Origin of the sequence: Streptomyces coryli (assembly GCF_011044975.1) — a bacterium.
GTDB classification, from domain to species: Bacteria; Actinomycetota; Actinomycetes; order Streptomycetales; family Streptomycetaceae; genus Streptomyces; species Streptomyces coryli.
Map to the genome: position 1 here is coordinate 13,608 of NZ_JAAKZV010000038.1, position 25,873 is coordinate 39,480.

26 protein-coding genes and 2 pseudogenes are annotated in these 25,873 nt (G+C 73.2%); 12 read left to right on the forward strand and 16 right to left on the reverse strand.

All coding sequences use genetic code 11. From position 1 onward, the window contains the following. Positions 1-10 precede the first annotated feature (10 nt). On the reverse strand, positions 11-481 hold the full coding sequence (locus tag G5C51_RS11825; RefSeq protein ID WP_165236202.1) for a carboxymuconolactone decarboxylase family protein: 471 nt from the start codon (positions 479-481) through the stop codon (positions 11-13). 68 nt (positions 482-549) lie between these two features. Continuing rightward, positions 550-1,434, reverse strand: coding sequence for an RNA polymerase sigma factor SigJ (gene sigJ / locus G5C51_RS11830; protein ID WP_165236205.1), 885 nt, complete (start codon positions 1,432-1,434; stop codon positions 550-552). 108 nt (positions 1,435-1,542) lie between these two features. Between sigJ and G5C51_RS11835 the strand changes: the two genes are divergently transcribed. The 3 genes from G5C51_RS11835 to G5C51_RS11845 are packed head-to-tail and all read left to right on the forward strand — an operon-like array spanning position 1,543 to position 2,984. Beyond that, on the forward strand, positions 1,543-1,884 hold the full coding sequence (locus tag G5C51_RS11835; RefSeq protein ID WP_165236208.1) for an ArsR/SmtB family transcription factor: 342 nt from the start codon (positions 1,543-1,545) through the stop codon (positions 1,882-1,884). A 3-nt stretch (positions 1,885-1,887) separates the two neighbouring features. Further along, positions 1,888-2,364, forward strand: coding sequence for an SRPBCC family protein (locus G5C51_RS11840; RefSeq protein WP_165236211.1), 477 nt, complete (start codon positions 1,888-1,890; stop codon positions 2,362-2,364). Continuing rightward, on the forward strand, positions 2,364-2,984 hold the full coding sequence (locus tag G5C51_RS11845) for a dihydrofolate reductase family protein (protein WP_165236213.1): 621 nt from the start codon (positions 2,364-2,366) through the stop codon (positions 2,982-2,984). The genes G5C51_RS11840 and G5C51_RS11845 overlap by 1 nt, the downstream gene beginning before the upstream one ends. 31 nt (positions 2,985-3,015) lie before the next feature. On the opposite strand, the gene G5C51_RS11850 is transcribed toward G5C51_RS11845, so the two are convergent. Then, a complete protein-coding gene (locus G5C51_RS11850) occupies positions 3,016-3,402 on the reverse strand; it encodes a VOC family protein (RefSeq protein ID WP_165236215.1) in 387 nt (128 codons plus the stop codon). A gap of 101 nt (positions 3,403-3,503) precedes the next feature. After that, a pseudogene (locus tag G5C51_RS44260) lies at positions 3,504-3,677 on the reverse strand (peptidoglycan-binding domain-containing protein); the annotation flags it as partial. Positions 3,678-3,941: 264 nt separating this feature from the next. On the opposite strand from G5C51_RS44260, the gene G5C51_RS11860 reads away from it, so the two are divergent. The 3 genes from G5C51_RS11860 to G5C51_RS11870 are packed head-to-tail and all read left to right on the forward strand — an operon-like array spanning position 3,942 to position 6,528. Then, positions 3,942-4,985, forward strand: coding sequence for an ATP-binding cassette domain-containing protein (locus G5C51_RS11860; RefSeq protein ID WP_165236280.1), 1,044 nt, complete (start codon positions 3,942-3,944; stop codon positions 4,983-4,985). Then, positions 4,985-5,788 (forward strand): ABC transporter permease, encoded by an 804-nt coding sequence (locus G5C51_RS11865; RefSeq protein ID WP_165236219.1) that lies wholly within the window; start codon positions 4,985-4,987, stop codon positions 5,786-5,788. Before G5C51_RS11860 ends, G5C51_RS11865 begins: the two co-directional genes overlap by 1 nt. 11 nt (positions 5,789-5,799) lie before the next feature. Further along, positions 5,800-6,528, forward strand: coding sequence for a hypothetical protein (locus G5C51_RS11870; RefSeq protein ID WP_165236221.1), 729 nt, complete (start codon positions 5,800-5,802; stop codon positions 6,526-6,528). 54 nt (positions 6,529-6,582) lie between these two features. Here G5C51_RS11870 and G5C51_RS11875 read toward each other — a convergent pair whose 3' ends face one another. Together G5C51_RS11875 and G5C51_RS11880 are read right to left on the reverse strand one after the other, a co-directional pair. After that, a complete protein-coding gene (locus G5C51_RS11875; RefSeq protein WP_165236223.1) occupies positions 6,583-8,730 on the reverse strand; it encodes an MMPL family transporter in 2,148 nt (715 codons plus the stop codon). 124 nt (positions 8,731-8,854) lie between these two features. Continuing rightward, positions 8,855-9,673, reverse strand: a complete 819-nt coding sequence (locus tag G5C51_RS11880; RefSeq protein ID WP_165236226.1) for a pentapeptide repeat-containing protein — start codon at positions 9,671-9,673, stop codon at positions 8,855-8,857. A gap of 134 nt (positions 9,674-9,807) precedes the next feature. On the opposite strand from G5C51_RS11880, the gene G5C51_RS11885 reads away from it, so the two are divergent. Next, positions 9,808-10,149 (forward strand): DUF3140 domain-containing protein, encoded by a 342-nt coding sequence (locus tag G5C51_RS11885; RefSeq protein ID WP_165236229.1) that lies wholly within the window; start codon positions 9,808-9,810, stop codon positions 10,147-10,149. Between the two features lie 51 nt (positions 10,150-10,200). Here G5C51_RS11885 and G5C51_RS11890 read toward each other — a convergent pair whose 3' ends face one another. Then, on the reverse strand, positions 10,201-10,584 hold the full coding sequence (locus G5C51_RS11890) for a VOC family protein (RefSeq protein ID WP_165236232.1): 384 nt from the start codon (positions 10,582-10,584) through the stop codon (positions 10,201-10,203). 140 nt (positions 10,585-10,724) lie between these two features. Between G5C51_RS11890 and mptB the strand changes: the two genes are divergently transcribed. Together mptB and G5C51_RS11900 are read left to right on the forward strand one after the other, a co-directional pair. Then, entirely contained in the window at positions 10,725-12,131 is a 1,407-nt protein-coding gene (mptB, locus tag G5C51_RS11895) for a polyprenol phosphomannose-dependent alpha 1,6 mannosyltransferase MptB (RefSeq protein ID WP_165236235.1), read from the forward strand. After that, a complete protein-coding gene (locus G5C51_RS11900; RefSeq protein ID WP_338118103.1) occupies positions 12,128-13,426 on the forward strand; it encodes a glycosyltransferase 87 family protein in 1,299 nt (432 codons plus the stop codon). Before mptB ends, G5C51_RS11900 begins: the two co-directional genes overlap by 4 nt. Here the strand turns inward: G5C51_RS11900 and G5C51_RS11905 are convergent. Together G5C51_RS11905 and G5C51_RS11910 are read right to left on the reverse strand one after the other, a co-directional pair. Beyond that, positions 13,370-14,200, reverse strand: a pseudogene (locus G5C51_RS11905) (lysylphosphatidylglycerol synthase domain-containing protein); the annotation flags it as partial. The gene G5C51_RS11900 and the pseudogene G5C51_RS11905 overlap by 57 nt on opposite strands. A 175-nt stretch (positions 14,201-14,375) precedes the next feature. Beyond that, positions 14,376-15,191 (reverse strand): aldo/keto reductase, encoded by an 816-nt coding sequence (locus tag G5C51_RS11910; protein ID WP_338118104.1) that lies wholly within the window; start codon positions 15,189-15,191, stop codon positions 14,376-14,378. Positions 15,192-15,285: 94 nt separating this feature from the next. Here G5C51_RS11910 and G5C51_RS11915 point away from each other — a divergent pair, with 94 nt between their 5' ends. After that, the gene (locus G5C51_RS11915) at positions 15,286-17,475 is read left to right on the forward strand and encodes an alpha-N-acetylglucosaminidase (RefSeq protein ID WP_165236241.1); all 2,190 of its coding nucleotides are present in this window, start codon (positions 15,286-15,288) and stop codon (positions 17,473-17,475) included. A gap of 19 nt (positions 17,476-17,494) precedes the next feature. Here the strand turns inward: G5C51_RS11915 and G5C51_RS11920 are convergent, their stop codons facing one another. The 7 genes from G5C51_RS11920 to G5C51_RS11950 all read right to left on the reverse strand — a co-directional run bounded on the left by G5C51_RS11920 (position 17,495) and on the right by G5C51_RS11950 (position 23,645). Next, positions 17,495-18,289, reverse strand: coding sequence for an alpha/beta fold hydrolase (locus G5C51_RS11920; RefSeq protein ID WP_165236244.1), 795 nt, complete (start codon positions 18,287-18,289; stop codon positions 17,495-17,497). An 82-nt stretch (positions 18,290-18,371) separates the two neighbouring features. Further along, the gene (locus G5C51_RS11925) at positions 18,372-19,064 is read right to left on the reverse strand and encodes an alpha/beta fold hydrolase (RefSeq protein ID WP_165236284.1); all 693 of its coding nucleotides are present in this window, start codon (positions 19,062-19,064) and stop codon (positions 18,372-18,374) included. Positions 19,065-19,173: 109 nt separating this feature from the next. Further along, positions 19,174-19,488 (reverse strand): hypothetical protein, encoded by a 315-nt coding sequence (locus G5C51_RS11930; protein WP_165236247.1) that lies wholly within the window; start codon positions 19,486-19,488, stop codon positions 19,174-19,176. Continuing rightward, positions 19,485-20,255: a hypothetical protein gene (locus tag G5C51_RS11935; RefSeq protein WP_206313724.1), complete on the reverse strand. Its 771-nt coding sequence runs from the start codon at positions 20,253-20,255 to the stop codon at positions 19,485-19,487. Before G5C51_RS11935 ends, G5C51_RS11930 begins: the two co-directional genes overlap by 4 nt. A gap of 54 nt (positions 20,256-20,309) precedes the next feature. After that, positions 20,310-21,077, reverse strand: coding sequence for a hypothetical protein (locus G5C51_RS11940; RefSeq protein WP_206313725.1), 768 nt, complete (start codon positions 21,075-21,077; stop codon positions 20,310-20,312). Positions 21,078-21,134: 57 nt separating this feature from the next. Continuing rightward, the gene (locus tag G5C51_RS11945) at positions 21,135-22,019 is read right to left on the reverse strand and encodes a YegS/Rv2252/BmrU family lipid kinase (protein WP_165236250.1); all 885 of its coding nucleotides are present in this window, start codon (positions 22,017-22,019) and stop codon (positions 21,135-21,137) included. Positions 22,020-22,022: 3 nt separating this feature from the next. Further along, a complete protein-coding gene (locus G5C51_RS11950; protein ID WP_206313726.1) occupies positions 22,023-23,645 on the reverse strand; it encodes an FAD-binding oxidoreductase in 1,623 nt (540 codons plus the stop codon). Positions 23,646-23,693: 48 nt separating this feature from the next. On the opposite strand from G5C51_RS11950, the gene G5C51_RS11955 reads away from it, so the two are divergent. Together G5C51_RS11955 and G5C51_RS11960 are read left to right on the forward strand one after the other, a co-directional pair. Next, positions 23,694-24,311: a TetR/AcrR family transcriptional regulator gene (locus G5C51_RS11955; RefSeq protein ID WP_165236253.1), complete on the forward strand. Its 618-nt coding sequence runs from the start codon at positions 23,694-23,696 to the stop codon at positions 24,309-24,311. Beyond that, positions 24,308-25,855 (forward strand): glycerol-3-phosphate dehydrogenase/oxidase, encoded by a 1,548-nt coding sequence (locus G5C51_RS11960; protein WP_165236256.1) that lies wholly within the window; start codon positions 24,308-24,310, stop codon positions 25,853-25,855. The genes G5C51_RS11955 and G5C51_RS11960 overlap by 4 nt, the downstream gene beginning before the upstream one ends. Positions 25,856-25,873 lie beyond the last annotated feature (18 nt).

Below are 25,873 nucleotides of genomic sequence, written 5' to 3' on the forward strand. Positions count from 1 at the left end.
CGTCGCGGCGTCAGCCCCACTGACCGGGCTGGTAATCACCCGCCGGCTGCCGGGTGATGGCGTTGAGCCGGTTGAAGGCATTCAGGCTCGCGATGGCGACGACCAAGGCCGTGAGCTGGTCCTCGTCGTAATGCTTGACGGCGTTCGCCCAGGCCTCATCGGTGACCTCGCCGCCGTCGGCCAGGCGGGTGCCCTGTTCGGCGAGCTCCAGGGCCGCGCGCTCCGGCTCCGTGAAGACGGTGGCCTCCCGCCAGGCGGCGACCAGGTGCAGACGCACCTGGCTCTCCCCGGCGTGGGCGGCCTCCTTGGTGTGCATGTCGATGCAGACGGCGCAGCCGTTGATCTGGCTGATGCGGATCTCCATCAGATGCAGGGTCGCGTGCGGCACACCGGCGTCGAGGACGGCCCTGCCCGCCGCGATGAAGCCCTTGATTGCCTTGGCGCCGATCGGGTTGGTGTGGTGTTGGATACGAGCTTCCACGCTGATCTCCTTGCTGTGCCGGCCGGTTACACCCTTCCGACGGGACAGCCCGCCGAAGTGTGAGGCGGCTACAGCCAGGACGTCAGCTTTTCGGGATTGCGCATGCTCCAGATGTGCTTGATCCGGCCGCCGTCGATGTCGAAGGCGATCACCGTCGCGGTCACCCCGCTCTGCATGGCCACGAGTCCGGGCCGGCCGTTGACCGTGCGCTCCAGGAACACCTGGCCGGCGGTGAACTCGGCGATACCGGCGAAGACCCGCGCGACCTCCGCCGCGCCCTCGATCGGCGCGAGGTGGGCGCGGGCGAGGCCGCCGCCGTCGCCGATCGCGGTGACGCCGGGGTCGAGCAGGCCGATGAGCGCCTCGATGTCCCTGGCCTCCCAGGCCCGCTTGAAGTCCCGCACCACGGCGGCCTCGCCCGCCTTCGGCACCGCGGCGGGCCGCGCGTCGCGCAGCCGGCGGCGCGCGGAGGAGGCCAGCTGCCGGCAGGCCGCCGGGCTGCGGCCGACGATCCCGGCGATGTCGGCGTACGGATAGCCGAAGACCTCGTGCAGCACGAAGGCCACGCGCTCGGCCGGTGTCATCGCCTCGAGCACGACGAGGAAGGCCATGCTGACGGACTCATCGAGGGTGACCCGGTCGGCGGGATCCGAACTGGCGGTGGCCGTCTGCCCGTTGACCCACTCGGTGCGGTCCGGCAGCGGCTCCGGCAGCCACTGCCCGACATAGCGCTCCCTGCGGGCCCGCGCGGAGCGCAGCACATCCAGGCAGATGCGCCCGGTGACGGTGGTGAGCCAGGCGCCGGGCGAGTCGATGGCGTCCCGCTGCCGGGCCGTCAGGGCATACCAGCGGGCATACGCCTCCTGCACCGCGTCCTCGGCCTCGGCGAGCGAGCCGAGCAGCCGGTAGGCGACGTTGAGCAGGCGGCGCTGCTCACTGATCGGGGTGGTCATGGTGTGCCGGGCTCCCTTGCTCGTTCTTTCCCGTCACCTGTGCGACGAGGCAGCACGGCGGAATGTGACGCGCTTGACGCATGCCGATATGGGCATATGATTGAGGTCATGGCACGAGCAGCGACGACGTCGGATGTCTTCAACGCGATCGCCGAGCCGCAGCGCCGGGACATCCTGGCGCTGCTGCGGGCGGGGGAGCGGCCGGTGACCGAGCTGGCCCAGGAGCTGGGGATGACCCAGCCGGGGGCTTCCAAGCACCTGCGGGTGCTCCGGGAGGTCGGGCTGGTGCGGGACCGCAAGGCGGGCAAGCAGCGCCTGTACGGCCTTGACGCCCGCGGGCTGCGGCCGGTCCACGAGTGGACCGGCGGGTTCGAGCGGTTCTGGAACGAGAGTTTCGACCGGCTGGACGCGTACGTGCAGGACCTGAAGCAGACAAGGCAGGAGGAGTGACCGATGGCAGCGACGGTCGACCGTGAGATCGTGATCTCCCGGGTCATCAATGCCCCACCGGAGCTGGTGTTCGAGGCCTTCACCGAGGTCCGGCACCTGTCGCAGTGGTGGGGCCCGGAGGGGTTCACCACCACCACGCGGGCGTTCGAGTTCCGCGTCGGCGGGGAGTGGGACTTCGTGCTGCACGGGCCGGACGGGACGGACTACCAGGAGTGGATCTCCTGGACCGAGATCGTCCCGCCGGAGCGGATCGCGCTGCTCCACGGTGAGTCCCGCGGCGACCCGAACGCCTTCGAGTCGGTCCTGACGTTCGCGCCCGAAGGTGCGGCGACCCGGTTCGAGATGCGCACGGTGTTCCTCACCAAGGAGCAGCGCGACGAAGCGGTCGAGAAGTACCACGCGATCGAGGCCGCCCGGCAGACCATGGGCAACCTGGCTGCCTACGTCACCGAGATCCTTCGGAAGGAAGTTGAGGGCTGATGTCCGGCAAGGTGTTCTTCAGCGTATCGATGTCGCTGGACGGGTTCATTGCTCCCGAATCCTCCGAGGAGTTGATGGGGCAGCAGTGGATGGAGCTCCAGCGGTGGGTCTTCCCGCAGCGGTTCTTCCGGGAGAACCTGAAGCTCGGCGGGGGCGGCAAGGAGGGGCGCGACAACGACATCCTGCGGGAGACGTTCGAGCGCACCGGCGCGAGCGTGATGGGCAAGCGCCTGTTCGACGCCGGCGAGAAGATGTGGCCGGAGGAGGCTCCGTTCCACACGCCGGTCTTCGTCGTGACGCACGAGAAGCGTGACCCGTGGGAGCGGCCGGGCGGCACGACCTTCCACTTCGTCAACGACGGCATCGAGTCCGCGGTCGACCAGGCCCGCGAGGCCGCCGGCGACCGGGATGTCCGCGTCGCGGGCGGCGGCGCGACGATCCTGGAGTACGTGAACGCGGGCCTGATCGACGAGTTCTCGATCGCGCTGTCACCCGTGCTGTTCGGCTCCGGAATCCGCTTGTTCGAGGGCGTGGACGCCGGCCGCGTGGCCCTGGAGCTGGTCCGCGCCGAGTCCTCCCCGCAGGTGACGCATGTGACCTACACCGTCCGGGAGCGGTGACCGTCCCGAACTCAGCGCCCACCCGCCGAGGTCAGTCGCGACGCCCCTCGACGCAGAAGATGTTTCCCTCCGGGTCGGACAGCACCACATACGGATCGGATCCCGGCGGGGTGGACTCCGGATAGTGCGGCCAGTCGACGCGCCGGGCGCCCAGGCTGACCAGGCGGTCGACCTCCTCGTCCAGCGGGCGTTCGCCAGCCTGCAGGTCGAGGTGGATGCGGGGGTGGTCCTGCGGCGGGCTTTGGCTCACGTCCATGGCTATGGCAGATCCGGACTCGCCCGGCGCGGGCTGGAGGACGATCCAGTCGTCGCCGTCGAAGCGGGGCGGGCGGCGTACGTATCCGAGCGCCCGGCTCCAGAACTCCGCGGCCCGGGCGTCGTCGTGGACGCCGAGCGAGATCTGCTTGACCGATGCCATGGAGACCACCGTAGGCGCCGGGTCTGACAACTCCCCGCACGGAGAAGTCCGTCCGGCGTCAGCTCCCGCCCCCGCACCTCCAGCTCCCACGCCTGCGCGGCACGCAGCGCCCGCCGCGTCCGCGGCCCGAAGCGGCCGTCGACGGCGAGCGGCTGGTTGTAGCGCGCGCTGAGCACGCGCTGGAGGCGCCGCACGGTGCGGCGGTCGTCCATGCCGCGGACGCGCGGCCACCAAGGGGTCATGAACCAGAACAGGGTCGGCAGCATGCCGCGCATTGTGAGCCGCGCGCCGACCCCGGATCACCCCTGCCGCACCATTTCTGAGCTGCGGTGATGAAGACCCGTCCGGGCCTTGGCAGCCGCGGACAGATTCCCCGCGCGACCGCCGCGCCGGGACGTGGATGAGGGCACAATCGGCCGTGCGCCGCCGGTCAGCCGGCTGGTCACCCGCCGCACGCGGGGCCCGGGGCGGAGCCCCGGGTTCTTTCTGGCCAGGACCGCGGGGGAGCCGCATTGCGCGCCACCGGACAGGAGGAGTTGTTGTCGACACCCGCCGCCGTGCTCGCCGAAGGGCTGCGGAAGAGCTACGGCTCCAAGCGCGCCCTCGACGGCTTCGACCTGCGCGTGCCGTACGGGACCGTGCACGGCCTGCTCGGCCCCAACGGCGCGGGCAAGACCACGGCCGTGCAGGTCCTCACCACCCTGCTGCGGCCCGACGGCGGGCGGGCGCTGGTCGGCGGTCACGACGTGGCCGAGGACCCGGAGCAGGTGCGCCGGCGGATCGGGCTCACCGGGCAGTACGCCGCCGTGGACGAGGTGCTCAGCGGGCGGCAGAACCTCGAGCTCTTCGGGCGCCTCTTCCACCTCCGCTCGGGACGGCACGCGCGCGGCGGGCGGCTTAACCGGCGGCGGGTGAAGCAGCGCGCCGCCGAGCTGCTGGAGCAGTTCGACCTCACCGACGCGGCGAACCGCGGCGTGCGCACGTACAGCGGCGGCATGCGCCGCCGCCTCGATCTCGCCGCGAGCATGATCCTCGCGCCCGATGTGCTCTTCCTCGACGAGCCGACGACGGGACTCGACCCGCGCAGCCGCGGCGAGGTGTGGGACGCGGTGCGGCGGCTGGTCGCGGGCGGCACCACGGTGCTGCTCACCACCCAATACCTCGAGGAGGCGGACCGGTTGGCGGACCGTATCGCGGTCATCCACGGCGGCCGCACCATCGCCGACGACACCCCGGCCGCGCTGAAGGACGCGGTCGGCGGGGACCGTATCGAGGTGGTCGTGGCCCGGCCGGAAGGGATCGCCGGCGCGCTGCGCGCCATCGCGCGCGTCACCGGGGCGGAACCGGGCGTCAGCCGCGCCGAGTTGCGGGTGCACGCGCCCGTAACGGACCGGGTGGCCGCGCTGACCGAAGTCGCGCGGACGCTGCAGGAGGACGGCGTGGAGGTCGCGGACCTGGCGCTGCGGCGGCCGACGCTGGACGAGGTCTTCCTGCACCTGACCGGCGAGGACGGGCCGTCCGCCGCCGACTTCGCGCTGGCCGCGGACGACGGACCCGCGCCGGTGCCGGGGGAGCGGTCCTGATGAGCGGCGCCGACGCCAACCGGCTCTACTGGGCCGTCTCCGACTGCCGCGCCATGGTCGGCCGCGGCCTGCTGCGCCTGGTCCGGCAGCCGGTCAACATCATCTGGCAGCTCGCTTTCCCGGTCGTCTCCGTCCTCCTCTTCGTCTATGTCCTCGGCAGCGCGATGGACATCGGCGGCCTGGACTACAAGGCGTACGCGCTGCCCGGCATGTTCGCGATGACGATGGGCTTCGGCTTCATGAACACGGCGCTGCTCATCGCCATCGACAAGGAGCGCGGCGTCATGGACCGCTTCCGCTCCATGCCCATGGCCCCGTCCGCGGTCGTCAGCGGCCGCGGCGTCGCCGACCTCGTCGGCGCGGCGATCGACCTCGCCGTCCTTACGGGCATCGCGCTCGCGATCGGCTGGCGGCCGGAGGGCAGCGCGGTTGCGACGGCGGGCGCCTTCGCGCTGCTGCTGCTCCTGCGCTTCGCGCTGATCTGGATGGGCGTCTGCCTCGGCCTGCTGGTCCCCAACCAGGAGGCGGCGGGCAATCTCTTCGCGATCGCCTTCCCCTTCGGCATGGTCTCCAGCGTCTTCACGCCGCCGTCGATGATGCCGGACTGGGTGGGGCCGATCGCGATGTGGAATCCGGTGTCGTCGACGGCGGGGGCGGTGCGCGACCTCTTCGGTGCGCCCGGGCCGGTGGGGGACAGCTGGATCGAGGGGCATGCGACGCTCATGGCGGTGGTGTGGCCGGTCGTGCTCACCGCCGTTTTCCTGCCGTTGGCGATACGGACGTATCAGCGACTGTCCCGGTAAAGTCACCGTTCATGCTCCCCAGTTGGAGAACGGCCGCCGTCGCGGCGGCGATCTGCGCGCTGGTCCTGCCCGGGGCGGCCTGCACCGGACAGTCGGCAGCGGGCGAGCAAGCGGACCTCGCCGACCTTTCCCGATCCGACAGCACCGAGCAGGACCGCGGCAACGCCCGCGTACGCGCCCACGACACCGCGGAAGTGTTCGTGCGCGCGGCCGAAGGGCTGAAGCGCGGCATCAGCGGCGCCGAGGACGTGTGCACCCGTGGCCCCGACCACTGGCTGATGAGCTGCACCATCGACTCGTACCACTACTACGGAGCCGACGGTGATCTGCCCGGCCTGCTGCGCAGCGTCGCCGACGCGGGGGCCAAGGCGGGCGTCGGCATGCCGCAGGACCAGCGCCGCATCGGCTCGCTGGGCTATGCCCTGGACTATTACGAACGGGACGGCAAGAAGCCGGACGGCAGCGTCATGGAGCCGCCGTTCCTCGGCGTGCCCGGCGGCCGGGGCGGGGTTATCCGCTGGGACGATCCGCTGGGCGAGCGACTGCCCGAGCCGGGCGGTGACCGCTACGACGACGGCAAGGGGCTCTACCGGGACCGGAAGGTGATCCCCGGCGAGGTCCGCGTGAACGGCCGCTACCGCCAGGTGAAGTCACTGACCGCCATGCGCCGGCACTACGACACGATCGTGGTGTGGGAGGCGGCACCGGACCGGTACGGCCGCTGGCAGCGGGGCGACTGACGGCAGAGGCCCCCGCGACGGTCACCGTCGCGGGGGCCTCGGCAGCGAGCTGGATCAGCGCCGCCCGGAGGACTCGTACTCCTGCGGCTCCTTCTCCCGCGCGGCCGGCTCGACCGCACGGTCACCATGCCCAGGCCACCACGCGGCGTGCCCGATGAGCGCGGTCAGGGCCGGCGTGAAGAACATCGACATCACGAAGGCCGCGATGACGATGCCGAACGACACGGCGAAGCCCATCTCCGACATCAGCGCGTTGCCGGCCAGCAGCATCGTGGCGAACGTCGCCGCCAGGATGAAGCCCGCCGCGGCCACCGTGGGACCGGCGTGCCGCAGCGCCATCGACGCCGCCTCGCGTGGCTCGCGGCCCTCGCGGGCCTCCTCGCGGAGCCGGGCGATCATGAGGATGTTGTAGTCGGTGCCGATGGCCACGACGAACAAGTACATGATCACTGGCAGCATGAACATCAGGCCCGAATGCCCCTGCGCCTCCTGGAAGATCAGCACCGTGGAGCCGAGCGTCGCCCCGAAGCCGAGAACCACCGACGCCATCAGGTACAGCGGCGCGACCAGACTGCGGAGCAGCAGCCCCAGGATGACCATGATCAGCGCGGCGGCGACCGGGAAGACGGTCTTGTAGTCCTTGATGACCGCCTTGTCGATGTCCTTGAAGATCGCGGTCATGCCGCCGACCTTCGCCTCCGCGCCGTCGGGCGCATTGGCGTGGGCCGTATCGCGGACCTCGTCGATCAGGTCGAGCGCCTTGTCGCTGGCGGAGCCGTACTTGAGCGTGACGGTGATGTGCGCCGTCTCGCCGTTCTTGCTGACGCCCACCAGCTTCGCCGAGTCGACGCCGTCGACGGCCTGCAGCTTCTGCGCGTACGCCGGAAGGGCGGACTTCTGCAGCGGCTGCCCCTCGGTCGAGTCGACGAAGACCTCCGTCGGCTCGGCGGCACCGGCCGCGTACGCCTTCTTCATCTCCTCCTGGACGACCATCGACTCCTTGGTGTCCGGCATCGAACCGGCGGCCAGGTCGAAGGTGGAGTTGAAGTTGAGCGTGCCGAGGGCCAGGGCCACCATCACCAGGCCGGAGGCCGCCGTGGCCAGCGCCGGGCGGCGCTGCACGCCGCGGCCGAGCGCCGCGAACCGGGCGTTCTTCGGCTCCTTCTGCCAGGACTTCGACGGCCAGAAGACCTTCGGCCCGATCAGCGAGACGACGGCCGGCATCAGGGTGAGCGCCGCGAGCAGCGTGACGCCGACCGCGATCGCCAGCGCCGGGCCCATCTGCTTCAGGAAGCCCAGCGAGGACAGGCTCAGCGCCAGGAAGGCGATGATGACGACGCCGGCCGCGGAGGCGATCGCCTCGCCGACCCGCGCCACCGCGTTGATCATCGCTTCCTTGTTCTCGTCCCCGGCCCGCAGCCGTTCCCGGTAGCGGAAGATGAGGAACAGGAAGTAGTCGGTGCCGACGCCGAAGAGGACGACGATCAGCATCGAGGAGATCGAGCTGTTCGCCTCCAGACCGAAGAGATCGGTGGCGAAGGCGATCAGGCCGTTGGCCATCGCCGAGACGATGCCGATGGTGACCAGCGGCAGGATCGCCAGGATCGGCGCCCTGAAGATGATCAGCAGCGTGATGAGGATGATGGCGAAGGTGCCGACGCCGATCAGCATCTCGCCGCGCTTGGACGCCTCCTGCTGGTCGAGCGTCTGCGCCGCCGAGCCGCCCAACTGGACCTTGAGATCGCTGCCCTTGGCGAGGCCCTTCGCCTCGTCACGCAGCTCCTCGGCGGCGTCCGCCTGCTCGGGGGTGCCTTGCTGTTCTTCGTCCATCTGGACCAGGCCCATGGTGAACTTCCCGTCCTTGGACGGGGCACCGGGGACGACCTTCTGCACCTGGTCGATCTTCTTCGCGCCGAGCTCGGTGGTGATCCGCTTGACGTCCTGCTGGTCCTGCGCGGTCAACTCACCGCCGTCGGAGCGCTGGTAGAGCACGATCGCCGACGGGGTGAAGGCGCTGGGGAACGCCTCTTCCTGCAGTTCGGCGGCCTCGATGGACTCGTAGCTCTTGGGGAGAAAGCTGGACTGGTCGCTGTTCGAGGGGAGGGAGGGCGCGGTGGCGCCGATCGCGACCGCGGCTACAAGCCAGGCCGCGATCGTCCAGACGGGATGCCGGACGACGGCGCGCGCTATGCGGTGAAACATGACGGTATGGGCCTCCTGGCAGGAAGTACACACCGCCCTTCGGAGCGGTTCCCGGGCCGAGGTGTGCTGGTCGGTTGCCTTATTCGTTGCTGTGTTCGTTGCTTTCGGCAACGAACACCATAGGCTATGCGGCCCTCCAGTGATCAGGTCTGGCCAGAATCGCCGGGAGCTTTGTCGTCAAGTCGCCCTTCGCGGCGTCGAGCTGCGACTGGGTGAGGAACAGGCACCCGGTCAGATCGGCGCCCTCCAGGCGCGTATCGCGGAAGTCCGCCCCGATCACATCGGCGCGGTGCAGGTCGGCCCCGCGCAGGTCGGCGGCGATCAGCCGGGCGCCGCGCAGGCTCGCGCCACGCAGATCCGCACCGCGCAGCGAGGCACCGATCAGGTCAGCGCCGCGGTGGTCGGCGCGGCGGCCGGGGACGGCCCCGGCCCGTACCCGCTCGGAGACCTGGAGCAGCAGCCCGGCGGTCTCGGCGTGCACCGCGGGCAGGTCGAGCGCGGCCAGCGCGTCGGGGTCGAGCCGGGTGCGGGCGGCGAGGGCGTCGCGGGTCGCGCCGAGGTCCGCCCGCAGCGGTTCGGCACCGGGGAAATCCAGGGCGAGGGTGACGTAGAAGAGCAGCTCGTGCAGCTGCCGCATGACGGGCAGGGTGCGGAACATCCGCCCGGCCGTGCGCGCGTCGTCCCGCCAGTCGGCGCCGCCGAAGGTCACCTCGGTGACCTGCTGCCCGGCCCCGTAGCAGTCGAAGACGGTGCAGCCCGGATAGCCCTTCTCGCGCAGCTGGGAGTGGATGCCGCAGCGGAAGTCGGGCCGCAGATTGCCGCAGGGGTCGCCGGCGTCCTTGTCCACGGCGAAGTCGGCCGAGGCCGAGAAGGGGAGCGCCACGCAGCAGAGCCCGGCGCAGCGGGAGCAGTCGGCGCGTAGGTCGGGGACGGTCTCGGACACGGTCGGGCTCTTCTCGCGCGGTGGTGGTACGCCCCCGATTGTCGCGCACGACTGATCCGGATCGGGCGTGGGCCGGCGCGCCCCCGGGTACCCGGGGCAGGAACCGTAAACCCGCGCCCGCCGGAGGTGCCACAGTGGCGGACATCGAGCAGCTGGAACTGGACGCGCTCTGGGAGGAGTTCCACTCAACGGTGAACATGACCTCGCAGGAGCTGGGCGCCTGGCTGCGCACCAGCGTCGCCGGCGAGGAGGCCGAGGAGCTCCCCGAGCGGTCCGGCCCGGAGACGGGCCGGCGCGTGCTCGGCATCCTGCAGAAGCGCCGCGTCGATCTGACCGAGGACGACATCAGCACCATGTACGAGGTGGTCGAGGAGGTCGCGGCCGAGCGCAGCATGTCGGGCGCCGAGGTGGCCGAGGACAGCCCGCGGCGGCACCACCTGATGTCGCTGGGCCACGACCCGCTGCGACCGGAGTAGGCGTACTGGTGTGCACCGCGCGCTGTGCGGCGCGCGGTGCACACCGCCCGCTCACTCCACGATCTCCAGCCCGTTCCCGTCCGGGTCGCGCAGGGCGAACATCGGCGGAACGCCCTCCCAGCTCAGCAGTTCACCTACCTCGACGCCCCGCTGCTTGAGCTCTTCGTGTGCGGCCGGGACGTCGGCGGCGGTCAGCCGGATGCCCGTCTCGGTGCCCGCCGGCGCCTCCTTGTCCGCCGGGACCAGCGCGATGGTCGTCGCCGCACCCGGCACCGCCACCTCGATCCAGCGCCCGCCGAGCTGCTCCACCGGCGCGTCCATGCGCGTCTCGAGCCCCAGCGTGTCCGTGTAGAACGCCAGCGCCCGGTCCTGGTCGGTGACCGGCACGCCCACCGTGTGGATGCCGGTGATCCGGATCTGCCTGCCTTCTGACATGGCTCGACCTCCTTTTCCCTGATTCCTGTACGGACAGACCCGCGCGCGCCGCGGAACTCATCGTGGGGGTTACGCCGGACGACATTCCGTGGCGGCGCCCCCGTCGCCGCGTGGTCACCCGGGCCGGACACGCTGCCGACGTGGCCTTCCCCCTACGCCGCTGCCGCCTGCTCGGCCTCGCCGGCTCCGCGCTGCTCACCGCGGGCGGCGTGCAGGCCGGGGCGCTTCCGGTACGCAGTCCGCTGACCGAAGGGCGGGCCGAGGTCGGCATCGCCGTCTGCTACTTCGGCCTGGTGCTGCTCGTCGGCGGCTGGCTGCTGCTCGGGCGGCTGGTGCGGGGCGATGCCCCGCCCGGCATCCGCGATCTGCTGGTCACGCTCGCGCTGTGGGCGCTGCCGCTGCTGCTCGGCCCGCCGCTGTGCAGCCGCGACGTCTACAGCTATCTCGCGCAGGGCACGATGACCGGCGCCGGCCTGGACGCGTACACGGACGGGCCCGCCCGGCTCGGCGGCGTCCTGGCGGTGCAGGTGCCCGGGGTGTGGCAGCACACGCCGGCGCCGTACGGGCCGCTCTTCCTGGCCTGCGCGGCGGTCGTCGCCGACCTGGCCAGGGACGGCGTGGCGGCGGGCGTGCTCGGCATGCGGCTGCTGGCACTGGCCGGGGTCGGGCTGATGGTGGCGGCGCTGCCCGCTTTGGCCCGGCACAGCGGGAGCGATCCCGCCGGGGCGGTGTGGCTCGGCGCCCTCAACCCGCTGCTGCTGGTGCACCTGGTCGCCGGTGCGCACAACGACGCGCTGATGCTGGGGCTGCTGGGTGTGGGGCTCGTGGTCGCGTACCGACGGCCGCTGCCCGGCGCCGTTCTCGTCACCCTCGCCGCGCTCGTCAAGGCACCGGCCGCGCTCGGTCTCTGCGCGGTCGCCGTGCTGTGGGCACGGCGGCTGGACGGACGTGGTCGCGGAGCGCGGGCGACCGCTGCCGTCGCCGTCACGGCGGCAGGTGTCACGGCGCTCGCCTCCGCGGCCACCGGCATCGGCTTCGGCTGGATCGCCGCCCTGCGCACGCCCGTATCGCCGCACAACTGGGCGCCCACGCAGCTCCTCGGGCGGGCCACCGGTGCGCTGCTGGAGCAAGGGGGGAGCGCGCACGCGCATCTAGCCTCCCCCGTCTGGCAGTTGGCCGGACTGGCCGCCGCGGCCGCGCTGACGCCCCTGCTGTGGCGGCGGCACGCCCGCGGCAGTCCGGTCTATCCGCTCGGCCTGGGCCTGGCCGCCTTCGCCGCGCTCGGACCCGCCTTCCGGCCCTGGTACGCGCTGTGGGGCCTGTACCCGCTCGCCGCCGCCGCGCCGCACGCGACGCCGCGCCGCGTCGCCCCCGCCGCCAGCGCCGCACTCGCCCTGGTGGCGCTGCCGGACGGCTTCGCGGCGGGCCCGCTGCGGCTGGCGGTGGCGACGGCGGGCGGGGCCGCGGCGGCGGTGGTGCTGTGGTGCTGCGCCGGGCGCCCGCCGGTCCGGGTGGGAGCAAGAGCCGCCAGGAAGGATGTCGCGTGACCGCCCCGAAGCGCCTTCTCGGCGTGTTCGCGCTCGCCGCCGCCGCGGCCTTCTTCCTGGCCACCGTGCCGTATCACCGCGACTGGTTCGACCTGCGCGTCTATTACGACACCGCGCACCACTGGCTGCAGGACGGCGGCCGCATCTACGACTACCGGGTGCCGGGCAAGCGCTACGGCTTCACGTATCCGCCGTTCGCCGCCCTGTGCATGTCCCCGCTCGCCTGGCTGAGCTGGCGCAGCGCCGTCGTCGCCGGACTTGTCGTCAACGCCGCGGCGGCCGCCGTCGTGCTCGCCGTCCTCGCCGGCCCGGCGATCCGCCGCCACGCCCGCGACCGCCGGGCGGCATACGGCGTCGCCGCCTGCCTGTTCGCGCTCCTCGAACCGGTCCGCGACACCGTCAGCTTCGGCCAGGTCAATCTGGTGCTACTGGCCCTCGTCCTGGCCGACGCCCAGCTGCTGCGCGGCCGGCACGCCCGCTGGGCCGGCGCGGGCATCGGCATCGCCGCAGCGGTCAAGCTCACCCCCGCGATCTTCATCTGCTATCTGCTGCTGGCCCGCCGCCCCCGCAACGCCGCCCTGGCCGCCGCCGTCGCCCTCGCCGCCACGCTGCTCGCCGGCTGGGCCACCCCATCGTCCTCGCTCGCCTACTGGACCGACGCCCTGTGGGACACCGACCGCATCGGCCGCCTCGCCTACGTCTCCAACCAGTCCTGGGAAGGCGTCCTCGCCCGCCTCGCCGCACCCGCCGACCCGTCCCGTATCGGCTGGGCCGTCGGCGTCGCCGCCATCCTGTGCGTCTGGGCCCGCCGTGCGGGGCGCGCGGCCCGAACCGGCAATCACGCCGCAGGTTTTGCGCTCACCGGCGCCGCCGCCTGCCTGATCAGCCCGGTGACGTGGGTGCACCATCTGGTGTGGCTGGCCCCGGCGCTGGCCGTCCTCGCCACCGCCGCCCTCCACCGGGCCCCGGGCCGGCCGCGACGGCGCGCGCTGGCGACCGCCTGGGCGGCTTACGCCTTGCTCTGCAGCAGCGTCGTCTGGCTGTGGTTCCGCGATACGTCCGGCGCGGACGCGTTCATCGGCGGCAGCGCGTACGTGTGGATGACGCGAGCGCTGCTGCTGAAGCTGCCGTTGGGATCAAAGCACCTTGCGGCGGATCAGGGCGTAGAGCACGAGCGCGCCCGGGAGCAGCGGCAGCCAGACGGTTATGAGGCGGAAGCCGATGACGGTCGCGGTGGCCGTCGTGACCGCGGCTCCGGCAGTGACGAGCGCGGCGACGAGAGCCGCCTCCACTGAGCCGATCCCGCCCGGCGCGGGCACCAGTCCTGCGGCGATGCTGGCCACCACGTACGCGAGCATGATGTGCAGCACCGGCAACTCCGTGCCCAGCGCCAGCGCCACCGTCACCAGCACCCCGGCCTGAAAGGCCGGGAACGCGAACGCCCCGCCCCACAGCGCCAGATAGCGCGCCGGGCGGCGGTGCAGCGCGCGGGCGTCGGTGAGCGCGGTATTCAGGAAGCGGGTGAGGACGGTACGTATCGCGGGCACGGCCAGCAGACCGGCCGCGGCGGCTACGACCGCGCCGGCGCCGAGCGCGAGCAGCCCGCCGTCCGGCGCGATCTCGCCGAGGCGCAGCGCGTCCGGCGCCGCCACGATCAGCAGCACCAGCAGTACGAACCGGGCCACCGGCTCGGCGAGCGAGTACAGCGCGAGAGCCGCCGCCGACCGGTCCAGGGGTATCCCGCAGCCGCGCAGAAACCGCAGCGTCACCACGTGCGCGCCGAGCCCGGCCGGGAGGAGGTGATTGGCGGCCCCGGCAGCCACCTGCGACGCCAGCAGCCGCCCGGTCGGCAGCCGCTCCAGCACCACGCCCTGCCGTACGAGACACACGGGCAGCCAGCACGAGCACATCACGGCGACCGCGGCCAGCAGCCAGCCGGGATGCGCCGCCCGCAGCTGCGCGATGCCGTCGGCGAAGAGCGGCCAGTTGTACGCCACCCACACCGCCACCAGCACCGGCGGCAGCACGCAGGCGATCCGGCGCAGCGGCAGCCGGCGCAGGGCAGGCATCACCCGCGGAGAAAAAGGGAGAGACAGGGCCACTAGTCGGCCGTCCTTCCGCGCTCGTGCGCGTAGCAGGGGCGGTCGGTCCTGTAGTGGCGATGCCCGCCCAGCGGGTCATCCAAGTGTCCGCGGCGCGACGGGGCGACGAATCATGGCCCCCGCGTCGGCCGTGAACTCCTGCTCAGTCCGCCCCGGCCGGGTCCCAGCCCGTCGTCAGGCCCTCGTCCAGGGCGTCCAGGCGGCGCAGTTCGTCGTTCGTCAGCGTGAAGCCGTCCAGGTCGGCGTTCGCGCGGATGCGGTCGGGGTTGGACGAGCGGGGGAGGGGGACGAAGTCGCGCTGCAGGGACCAGCGGAGCAGGACCTGGGCGGGGGTGACGGCGTGGTATGCGGCGATCTCCTCCAGGACCGGGTGCTGCAGCCGGGCGCCCTTGGTGAGCGGGGAGTACGCCTCGATGACGATGCCCTGGTCGCGGCAGGTACGGAGGGTGTCCGCGCGGGTGCCGTAGAGGAACGGGCTCAACTCGATCTGGTTGACGGCCGGGACCACGTCGCTGCTCGCGGCGAGTTCGTCGAGGTGGCGGGTGAGGAAGTTGCTGACGCCGATGGACTTCGCCAGGCCCTCCTCGCGGGCGCGCACCATCGCCTTCCAGCTGTCCAGGCGGCGCATCACCGGCCAGTGCATCAGCCACAGGTCGACGGAGTCGACGCCGAGCTTCTCGAGGCTGGTCTCCAGGGCGGCGAGCGGGCGGGCGTGGTCGGCGTTCCACAGCTTGGTGGTGAGCCAGACCTCCGGACGGCGCAGCCCCGAGTCGCGCAGCGCGGCGCCGACGTCGCGCTCGTTGCCGTACACCGTCGCCGTGTCGATGTGCCGGTAGCCGGCGTCGAGGGCGGTGCGGACCGCGTCTTGGGTCTGGCGGCCGGGGGAGAGGAGGTACGTGCCGAAGCCGAGGGCGGGGAGTCGGCGGCCGTCGTTGAGTTCCACGGTTGAGGTGGTCACAGTTCCCAGCGTAACGGCCGTCAACTGGGCCTTGACATCCGATCTTTGGCGCCCGTACGGTCCGCGCACAGGTCTAGACCCTAGGAGAGGTCCGATGAGTCTGCGCCGCAGGAGCTTCCTCGCGCGAGCCGGTCTGGTGGGTGGTCTCGCCGTGTTCGGATCGTACGGATCCGCGCGTACGGCAGCGGCGGGCGGTGGTGGCGGCGCGGACGCGGCGCGGACCGCGGTCGAGCGGCTGCTGCCCCGGCACCACGGCCAGGTCGAACTGGACATCAGGCCGGGCGACGGCGGCGACAGCTACGCGGTCGGCGGCGCGGAGGGGCGTATCGCCATCACCGCCACCACCCCGGCCACGGCGCTCGCCGCGCTCGGGGCGTATCTGAAGCGGGTGGCGCGGGCGAACATCTCCTGGACCGGCGAGCAGCTCGGCCTCCCGGACCGGCTCCCGGCCCCGGACGCGCCGCTGACCGGCAAGGCGGGCGTCCCGCACCGGTTCGCGTACAACGACACCAACGAGGGCTACACCGGCGCCTACCGCGACTGGGCCGCGTGGGAGCGCTCGCTCGACGTGCTGGCGCTGCACGGCTTCAACGAGGTGCTGGTCTACATCGGCGCCGAGACCGTCTACTACGACACCTTCCGCCACTTCGGCTACTCGGACGCGGAGATGAGGGCCTGGATACCGGGCCCCGCCCACCAGCCGTGGTGGCTGCTGCAGAACATGTCGCACTTCGCCGGTCCCGTCTCCCGCCGGCTGCTCGAGCAGCGCGCCGCGCTCGCCCGCCGCATCACGGACCGCATCCGCGAGCTGGGCATGACCCCCGTCTTCCCGGGCTACTTCGGCACCGTCCCGGACGGCTTCGCCGACAAGAACCCGGGCGCGAACGTCGTCCCGCAGGGCAGCTGGGCCGGCTTCCGGCGCCCCGGCTGGCTCGACCCGCGCGACCTGCTCTTCGCCGAGGTCGCCGCCGCCTTCTACGCCCACCAGGACGAACTCCTCGGCGCCACCGGGCTCTACAAGATGGACCTGCTGCACGAGGGCGGCGACCCGGGCGACGTGCCCGTCGGCGACGCGGCGCGCGGCGTCGAGACGGCCCTGCGGCGGGCGCACCCCGATGCGATCTGGGCGATCCTCGGCTGGCAGACCAACCCGCGGAAGGAGATCCTCGAGGCCGTCGACCGCGACCGGATGTTGATCGTCGACGGCCTCTCCGACCGGTACGCCACCGTCACCGACCGCGAGGCCGACTGGATGGACACGCCGTACGCCTTCGGCTCCATCTGGAACTTCGGCGGCCACACCGCCCTCGGCGCCAACACCCCCGACTGGGCGGAGGTCTACCCGGCCTGGCGCGACAAGAAGGGCAGCAAGCTCGCCGGCATCGCGATGATGCCCGAGGGCGCCGACAACAACGCCGCCGCCATGGCCCTGCTCGCCGAACTCGCCTGGACCCCGGGCCGGATCGACCTGGACGCGTGGTACCGCGACTACGCGACCGCGCGGTACGGAGCGGAGGACGCGCATGCCGCGAAGGCGTGGCAGATCCTGCGCGAGACCGCGTACGGCATGCGGCGTACCGACAAGTGGAGCGAGGCCCCGGACGGGCTCTTCGGTGCCCGGCCCTCCCTGGACGCCAAATCGGCGGCGGCCTGGAGCCCGCAGGAGGACCGCTACGACACCGCGGCGTTCGCCCGCGCGCTACCCGAACTGCTCGCCGTGGACGCGTCGCTGCGCGGCAGCTCGGCATATCGCTACGACCTGATGGACGTCGCCCGCCAGGTCGTCTCCAACCGCAGCCGCGAACTGCTCCCGCGGATCAAGTCCGCCTACGAGGCGAAGGACCGGGCCCGCTTCGACGAGCTCACCGGCACCTGGCTGGACCTGATCGTGCTGCTGGACAAGGTCGTCGGCACCAGTGAGCAGCATCTCCTCGGCCGCCACCTCGCCGAGGCCCGCGCCTGGGGCGCCGACGCCGCGGAGGCCGATCTGCTGGAGTTCGACGCCCGGTCGCTGCTGACCACCTGGGGCGAGCGGTCCGGCAGCGAGGAGGGCCTGCACGACTACGCGAACCGCGAGTGGCAGGGCCTCCTCGGCGACTTCTACCACGGCCGCTGGCAGCGCTACTTCACCGAACTCGCCGCCGCTCTCGCCGAGAACCGCGACCCGAAGCCCATCGACTGGTACGCCCACGACGACGCCTGGAACCGCAGTCACGACAGCTATCCGGTACGGCCCCGCGGGGACATCGAGAAGCTCGCGGCGAAGGTGGCGGCCCTGGCGTGACGATGGGCGCCCGAGGGCGTCAGCCGGCGGCGGTGGCGAGGAACTCGGCGACCGCGGGCGCCACCACGTCCGGCGCCGCCGCATGGTCCTGCCCATCGAGCACCCGCAGCCGGCCGTCCGGCAACAGCTCCGCCAGCCGCCGGGCGGTGTCCAGGAAGAACGGCGGGCTGGCGCCGCCCGCCAGCACCAGCACCGGCCCGGGCACCTTGGCGGCCTCGCCCGCCGGGATCGCCCCGCCGGTGCGCACATTGCCCTGCACCTCGAAGTCGTACGGCATCGTGGGCGCCACCTCCAGCATGCCGGGGTCCTTCGCCGCCTGCGCCGCCATCTCCGCGGGCATTCCGGCGGCGGACAGGAAGGCGATGAGGGCGTCCGCGCGGCGGTCCTCGGCGATGCACGCGGCGATCTCCCGGCCGAGCGCGGCGGCGCCCTTCCGGCTGGCCTCGTCGTCCGGGCCGTACGGCGGCTCGTGCAGCACCACCGGGCCGGCGGGCACGCCCGCGGCCACCGCCCGCAGCACCAGCCCCGCGCCGGACGAGTGCCCGTACAACGCGGACGTGCCGCCGGCCACGGTGACGATGGCCTCCAGGTCCTCGAACTCCCGCTCCACCGCGTAGGGCGCGGTGTCCGAACTGCCGCCGCGCCCACGCCGGTCGTAGATGAAGACGGTGAGCGCGTCCGCCAGCTGCTCCGCCAGCGGGCGCACCGTCTCCCGGGTGCACAGGATGCCGGGGACGAGGATCACCGTGGCTCCTGCGCCTAGCCGTTCGTACGCGATGCGGGTGCCGTCCGCAGAGGTCGTGGTGCTGGTCATGGCCGGGTCCTTCCGCGCGGAGTAAGAGGTCTCGCAGAGGAGACTCCCGCAACCGCGCGGAATCGTCGGCGGCTTGGGAAACTCAGGCCTGTCGCGCCTCTGCCGCGGCGGCGAGGAGACGGGCGAGCTCGGCGGGCTTGGTGTGCATGGGCCAGTGGCCGGAGTCGATGTCCACGTACTCCAGGTGCTTGGCCCTGGGGAGCTCGGGCACCTCGCCCGCGTCGATCCACTCCTTCGCCTGGGCGGGCGTGAACTCCGGGCACACCAGCACCGTCGGGACCGCGAAGCGCCGCTCATCGGTCAGCCGCACCACGCCCTTGGCCACGCCCTCCGGCACCGGTATCGCCGCGGCCGTGAAGCGCTGCCGGGCCGCCTCGTCCAGGTCGGCCGCGTCGGGACCTTCGAACGGCTCCCAGCCCGGGAATGCCATCGCACCGTCCCGCACCGGGAAGAAGTCGGCGTACGGCGACCCGTCGGCCTGCGGTATGCCGCCGACCAGGGCGACCCCGGCCAGGCGCTCCGGCCGGGCGTCGGCCGCCAGCCAGGCCAGCGCGCAGGCGGCCGAATGCCCGACGACCAGTGGGGGCCCGGACGCCGCGTCGACCGCGGCGAGCACGGCCGCCACCTGATCGTCCAGCGTGGCGGCCGCGTTACCGTCGCCCTGGCCCGGGAGGGTGAGCGGCACGGGGCGGTGGCCGAGCCGCGTCAGCTCGGCGGCGACGTCGTCCCACGCGCGTCCGTCGAGCCACAGGCCGCCGATGAGCAGGATGTCCACAGTGCGCTTCCCTTCGCCGGGCTTGGTGAGGGGATCCACCGTAAGGTGCCGCACTGACAATGCTCCATCGGCGGCCGCTCGGCCCGCGCCGGAGCCGGGCCTGCTCCGATCACAACCGGACCAGCTGCTCCACCAGGTCGCGGTACTGGAGCAGCGCCGTGCGCAGCTCCTCCGTGTCGGTGGCGTGCCGGTCGTCGCCGTCGCCCCGCTCGGTGGTCCGGGGCCTGAGGATCGACTTCCGGCGCTCGGCGAGCTGCTGGGTCAGATGCTCGATCGTCTCGTCGAGGACGGCGTCGGCCTCGGCCACCGACCCGCCCGGGTCGTCGACGAAGGTCGTCAGCGCGTGCTCCATGCGCTGCGAGAATGCCTCGCATTCCTGGCGGGGCAGCAGCCCCGCGGCGGTTTCTGGCGGCCTGACGGTCATGTCGCTGTACCCCGTTCCCTGTTGTGGCTGTGCTCGTGGCCGCGCTCGCGGCCGTGGGGGGCGGCTCCGCGCCGCGGCGAGAGGGCGTGCGTGAGGCGTTGCCCGAGCCCACCACCGTGACGGTGGCCGTGGCCGTCTCCGGCCGCCGCCGTCCCGGTGTGCTCACCGGTGTGCTCGCGCCGCGTCCCGTGCCCGGTGCCGCGGCCCAGCCGCGGCTTGTGCCCGTCGTGCGCCGTCGGCTCGAGCAGCGAGTCCAGGAACTCCCTGCCGTGCAGCAGCGCCCGCCGCAGCTCCTCGGTCTCGGCCCGGCCCTCACCGGCGCGTACGGCGACGGCGTGCACCTCGCGATAGGCCGTGACCTGCCGCGGGTGGTGCACCGAGAGCGCGGAGACCTGCTCCTCGTATCCGTCGGAGGGGAAGCCGCGGTCGCGGGCCGCCTCGGCCAGCAGCCGGTCGGCCTTGACGACGGCCTCCGCCGGTGTGTCGACGAACCGCTCCTGCACCAGGGCCCATTCGGCCGCATAGCGCTCGCGCGGCTCCTCGCCGATGTCCCGGAGCTCCAGGTGGCGGTGGTGCTTGAGCCGCTCGCTCAGATCCTGCTCGGCGGCGCGGGTGTTTCCGTCGTGACGGCGGACGGTCCGCTCGTATTCGGGCCCGAAGTGGCGGCGCAGCCGCCTGCTTCCGCCCATGACGCGCTGCCAGACCAGCAGCGCGACGCACACGACCACGATTACCGCGATCACCGCAATGATCAGGCTGGTATTCATGCCGGTCGAGTGACCGCGATGGCCCGGCCCAAACGGACGGTGCGCCGGCCCGCGCTAGACGGGCTGTCGCGGGTCGATCCACAACGACTCGGAGACGACGCACACTTCGCCGTCCGCGGTGGCTATCGCCGAACCGCCCCGGTGCTTGCGGCCCGCGCCGTCGATCGACCAGCTGTACACGACGTGCTCCACCCCGGCCCGCACCGGCGCCAGTACCGCCGCGTCGAGGGCCGCCGTGACCGACATGTCGTCGGCGGCGCCCAGGACCCGGACCGCCCAGCCGGCCGGGCAGTCCAGCGCCGACCACACCAGCTCCGGCGGCAGTGCCCCGTCCTCTCCGCCCATCGACGGATGCGGCGTCCACGCCGCGGCGATCAGCTCCCGGCCCGGCACCCTTGCCGGAAACACCCGTATCCCGCGCTCCGGCGGCAGATCGGGACCGCAGCCGAAGCACTCCGTATAGTCCGCGATCACCCCGCGCCGCTCCACCAGATACCGCCCCGACGCGCTCCGTGCCTCCTCGATGCCGGGCGCGGCCGGCGCTTCGACCTGCACCGGCCGCGGCGCCGCGGCCACCAGCACCGCACCGTCATCGTCGGTGAGCGCCGCGCTGGCCCCGTCCGCCCGCAGCGGCACCGGCACGCCCGGCTTCACGATCCCGCGGAAGTCCACTCCGACCCCCGCGGCGGCCTCGTCCGCGCCGGCGGCGCGGACGGCCAGCAGCCCTGCCACGTAACCGCCGAAGGCCACCCCGTGATAGCCCTCCACACCGGCCGGGATCACCACGGATCCCGCTTCCCCCTCAACCACCTGCAGCGTCATGGAATCGACCGTAGTGGACGCCACTGACAAAGCCAGAGATCGTCCCCGTGCCGTACGTCACGCCAGCACCCGCAGCGCCCCCGGCAGCACCCGCGCCGTCACCGGCACCGTCGCGTCCACCTCGCCGTCCGCTCCGTAGGGCAGCGGCCGGTCCGCCTCGATCCGCACCTCGCGCCCGCGCAGCACCTCCACCTGCGGGCGGCGCACATGCGACCCGTCCTTGAGCTCATTCATCACGGCGAAGAACAGATGCCGCGGCGCATGCCGGATCACGATCACATCGAGCATCCCGTCGTCCACCTTCGCGTCGGGCGCGACCTTGCGGTTGAAGCCGTAGTACGCCGAGTTGGCCACCACCACGGTGTAGCCGCGCCGCTCCAGCTCCTCGCCGTCCACTGTCAGCCGGTAGTCCGCGGGCCGCCACGTCAGTACGGCCCGCAGCGCGCCCATGTAGTACGAGGCCGCGCCCCGCAGCAGCCGCGACTGATTCGCGTTGCGGTTGGCGACCGCGTCGACGCCCGCGTAGACGCTGCCGAGCACCGCGACGCGGTCGTGCACCGCCGACGTCACCTCGATCGCGTCCACCCGGCGCGGCGCCCCGCCGAGCAGCAGCCGCGCCAGCGCCTCCGGATCCCCGACGGGCAGGCCGAGGGCGCGCGCGAAGTCGTTCCCCCGCCCCGCCGGGACGAAGCCGCACACCCCGTCCGTACCGGCCAGCGCACCGCCCACGCCACCCGCCATCCCGTCGCCGCCGACGGCCAGCACCACCCGCCCGGCGGCGGCCGCCCGCCGGGCGAGCTCGCGGGCGTGGTCGAGGCCGCGGCTGTACTCCGTCTCGACCTCCGCCCCCGCCGCGCGCAGCGCCTTCGCCACCGGGAGCAGCGCGGCCGCGCCCTCGTTGCCGCCCGCCGCGGGGTTGATGACGGCCGTGAATGCGTCCATGAATCAGCCTCTTTGGCTCGGTCGGGCGGATGCGGGCGGGAGCAGTACGCCGGGGTTCAGCACGCCCGCCGGGTCGAGGGCGTCCTTGACCGCGCGCAGCGCCGCGATGCCGAGCGCGCCGGCCTCGCCGTCGTACCACGGCCGGTGGTCGGTGCCCACGCCGTGGTGGTGGCTGATCGTGCCGCCGTGCGCCGCGATGGCGTCGCCCGCGGCCCGCTTGGCGCGGTCCCAGGTCGCGGCGGGGTCGGCGGCCTGGGCGCTGACGACGGTGAAGTAGAGCGAGGCGCCGGTCTCGTAGACATGCGAGACGTGGCAGAGCACCAGCGGCGGCGTGCCCTCTGCGGTCAGTACGTCGGTCAGCGCCGCCCGCACCGCCTCGTAGAGCTGCGGCAGCGACGACCAGAAGCCCGCCGTCTCCAGCGTCTCCGCGAGCGCGCCCGCGCCCAGCAGGGAGTCGCGCAGATACGGGGCGGCGTACCGGCCGTGCTCCCAGCCGCTGCCGGGCTCCTCGCCCAGGTACTCGCCGCCGCAGCCGCGCAGCACCGCATGCGCGCCGTCCCGCCGGTCGGCGGTCTCGTCCTCGCCGCCCTCGTAACCGGCGATCACCAGGCAGCCGTCCGGCTCCAGGCTGACCCCGCTCGCCGAACCGCCCATCGCCTGCGGCCGGGCCAGGCCCACCATGGTCTCGGCCTCGTCCGACAGCCGCAGCACGGTCGGCAGCGGCCCGTCCTGCGCGAGCCGCCGCAGCGCCGCCGACCCGGCGGCGAAGGTCGGGAAGCGCCAGCCCTCGTATGTACGCGCCTCCGGCAGCGGCCGCACCCGCACGGTGACCGAGGTGATCACCCCGAACGCGCCCTCGGAGCCGAGCAGCAGCTGCCGCAGATCGGGCCCGGCCGCGGAGCGCGGGGCCCGGCCGAGCTCCAGGGTCCCGGCGGGGGTGGCGGCGGTGAGTGCGACGACCATCTCGTCGAAGCGCCCGTAACCCGCCGACGCCTGCCCGCTGGAGCGGGTGGCGGCGAAGCCGCCGATGGTGGCCCACTCGTAGGACTGCGGGAAGTGGCCCAGCGTGAAGCCGCGTTCGGCCAGCAGCCGCTCCGCCTCAGGTGCGCGCAGGCCTGGCTCCAGGACCGCGGTCCTGGAGATCTCGTCCACGGTGACCAGGCGGTCCATGCGGCGCAGGTCGAGGGCGATGAACGGCCCGTCCCCGGTGGGCGCGAGCCCGCCCGTCACCGACGTGCCGCCGCCGAACGGGACCGCGTGCACGCCCAGTTCGGCGCAGGCGCGCAGCACGGCGAGGACCTCGTCGTGGCTCCCGGGCAGCACGACCGCGTCCGGTGCCGCGCCGGCGTCGCCGGCCCGTATCCGCAGCAGGTCGGGCGTGGACTTGCCGCGCGTGTGGCGGATCCGCGCCTCGGCGTCGGTGTGTACGTGCTCCGCGCCGCCGGCCGCGGCCGCTATCCGGTCGCGTGCGTCGTCGGCCAGCCGCGACGGCGGCACCTTGACCTCCGCCAGCCGCGCCGGCGGAGCGGCCGGCGGCGTGACGCCGAGCAGTTCACGCAGCAGCTCGGCGATCTGCTCCGGCAGCGGCGCCGCTTTGTCCGGATCGCCCCACCCGTTCCACAACATGTCCAACTCGCGCACTCTCCCTCTGACTTATGTGCGACACTGTGACAGATGAAGTCCAAGCGTCACAACAGTGCAGCGAAATCTTCGGGGTCTTCCGCGGAAGACGCCGTGCTCGACGCCGCCCGCGACTGCGTCCTCGCCGTCGGCGTCCGCCGCACGACCCTCACGGACGTGGCCCGCCGCGCCGGCGTCTCGCGCATGACGCTCTACCGGCGCTGGCCCGACCTGCGCTCGCTCGTCGGCGACTTGATGACCCGCGAGTGGGTCGCCACCGCGCACGCCGCGATACCGGCGCAGGACGCCGGCGGCAGCACCCGCGACCGGCTGGTGGACGGCCTGACCGCCGGCATGCGCGCGCTCCGCGAACACCCGCTCTTCCGCAAGATCATGGACGTCGACCCCGAGCTGCTCCTCCCGTACGTCCTCGACCGCCGCGGCGCCAGCCAGAACGCGCTCCTCGGCCTGCTCGAGGACGACCTGCGCCGCGGCCACGACGACGGTTCCGTACGCCGCGACCACCCCGTCCGGCAGGCGCGCAGCGTGCTGCTGGTCGTCCAGTCCTTCACGCTCTCGCTCGGCACGATGACCGAGGACGGCGCCGACCTGGACGAGGACGCCTTCGACGCCGAACTGCGGCACATCCTGGAGAGGACCCTCGCGCCATGACCCAGTCCAGCTCCTCCCTCAACGCCCCCCGCCGCACCCGCGAACTGGCCGAGCTGACCAGCGGCACCACCGTCGACGTCCTCGTCATCGGCCTCGGCGCGACCGGCGCCGGTGCCGCCCTGGACGCCGCCGCCCGCGGCCTGTCGGTCGCCGCCATCGACGCCCACGACCTGGCCTTCGGCACCTCCCGCTTCAGCTCGAAGATGATCCACGGCGGCCTGCGCTACCTCGCCCAGGGGCAGGCGGCCATCGCCCACGAATGCGCGGTCGAGCGCGGCACCCTCATGACGCACACCGCGCCGCACCTGGTGCGCGCCCAGCCGTTCGTCCTCCCGCTCACCCCGCTGACCGGCCGCGCGGGCGCCGCCCTCGCCTGGGCCGGCTTCCGCGCCGGGGACGCGCTGCGCGCCGCCGCCCGCACGCCGCGGCGCACCCTCCCGGGCCCGCGCCGCCTGTCGGCCGTGGAGACCGCGCGCCTCGCCCCGGCCGTGCGCCGGTACGGGCTCCGCGGCGGCCTGCTCTCCTGGGACGGCGCCCTCGCCGACGACGCCCGCCTGGTCACCGCCCTCGCCCGCACCGCCGCCGCCCACGGCGCCCGCATCCTGACCCGGGTACGGGCCCTCGGCCTGGACGGCGGCGGCGCGTCGGTCCGCGACGAACTCACCGGCGCCACCGGCGAGATCCGCGCCCGCGCCGTCATCAACGCCACCGGCGTCTGGGCCGGCGGCCTCGTCGACGGCGTCCGGATGCGCCCGTCCCGCGGCACCCACCTGGTGCTCCGCTCCGAGACCCTCGGCCACCTCGGCGCCGCCCTGCACGTCCCGGTCCCCGGCACCTCGAACCGCTTCGCCCTGGTCCTCCCGCAGGGCGACGGCCGCGTCTACGCAGGCCTGACGGACGAGCCCGTCGAAGGGCCGGTCCCGGACGTGCCCACCGCCCCGGAAACCGACATCGGCTTCCTCCTCGACGTCCTCGACTCCACCCTGGACGTGCCGGTCCGCCGCTCAGACGTCGTCGGCGCCTTCGCCGGCCTGCGCCCCCTCCTCGACGGCGACGGCCGCACGGCGGATCTCTCCCGCAAGCACGCCGTCCTCACGTCACCGGAGGGCGTCGTCACCGTCGTCGGCGGCAAGCTCACCACGTACCGGCGGATGGCCCAGGACGCGGTCGACGCCGCCATCACCGAAGGCGCCCTCCCCGGCCGCAGCTCAACCACGTCCCGGCTGCCACTGATCGGCGCCGCCCCGGCCGACGACCTGCTCCGCCTGGACGCCCCCGCCCGCCTCGTCCACCGCTACGGCACCGAGGCCCCGGCCCTCCGCGCCCTCGGCACCGAAGACCCGTCCCTCCGCGAGCCGGTCCTCCCCGGGCACCCGGTCACCCGCGCCGAACTCGCCTGGGCCGTACGCCACGAGGGCGCCCTCGACGAGTCCGACCTCCTCGACCGCCGCACCCGCATCGGCCTGGTCCCCGCGGACCGCGAGGCCGCGCTGCCCGCGGCGCGGACGGCGCTGACACGCGGCGGCACCGTGGCGCGAGGCTGACGGTCCCTCGCGCCACGG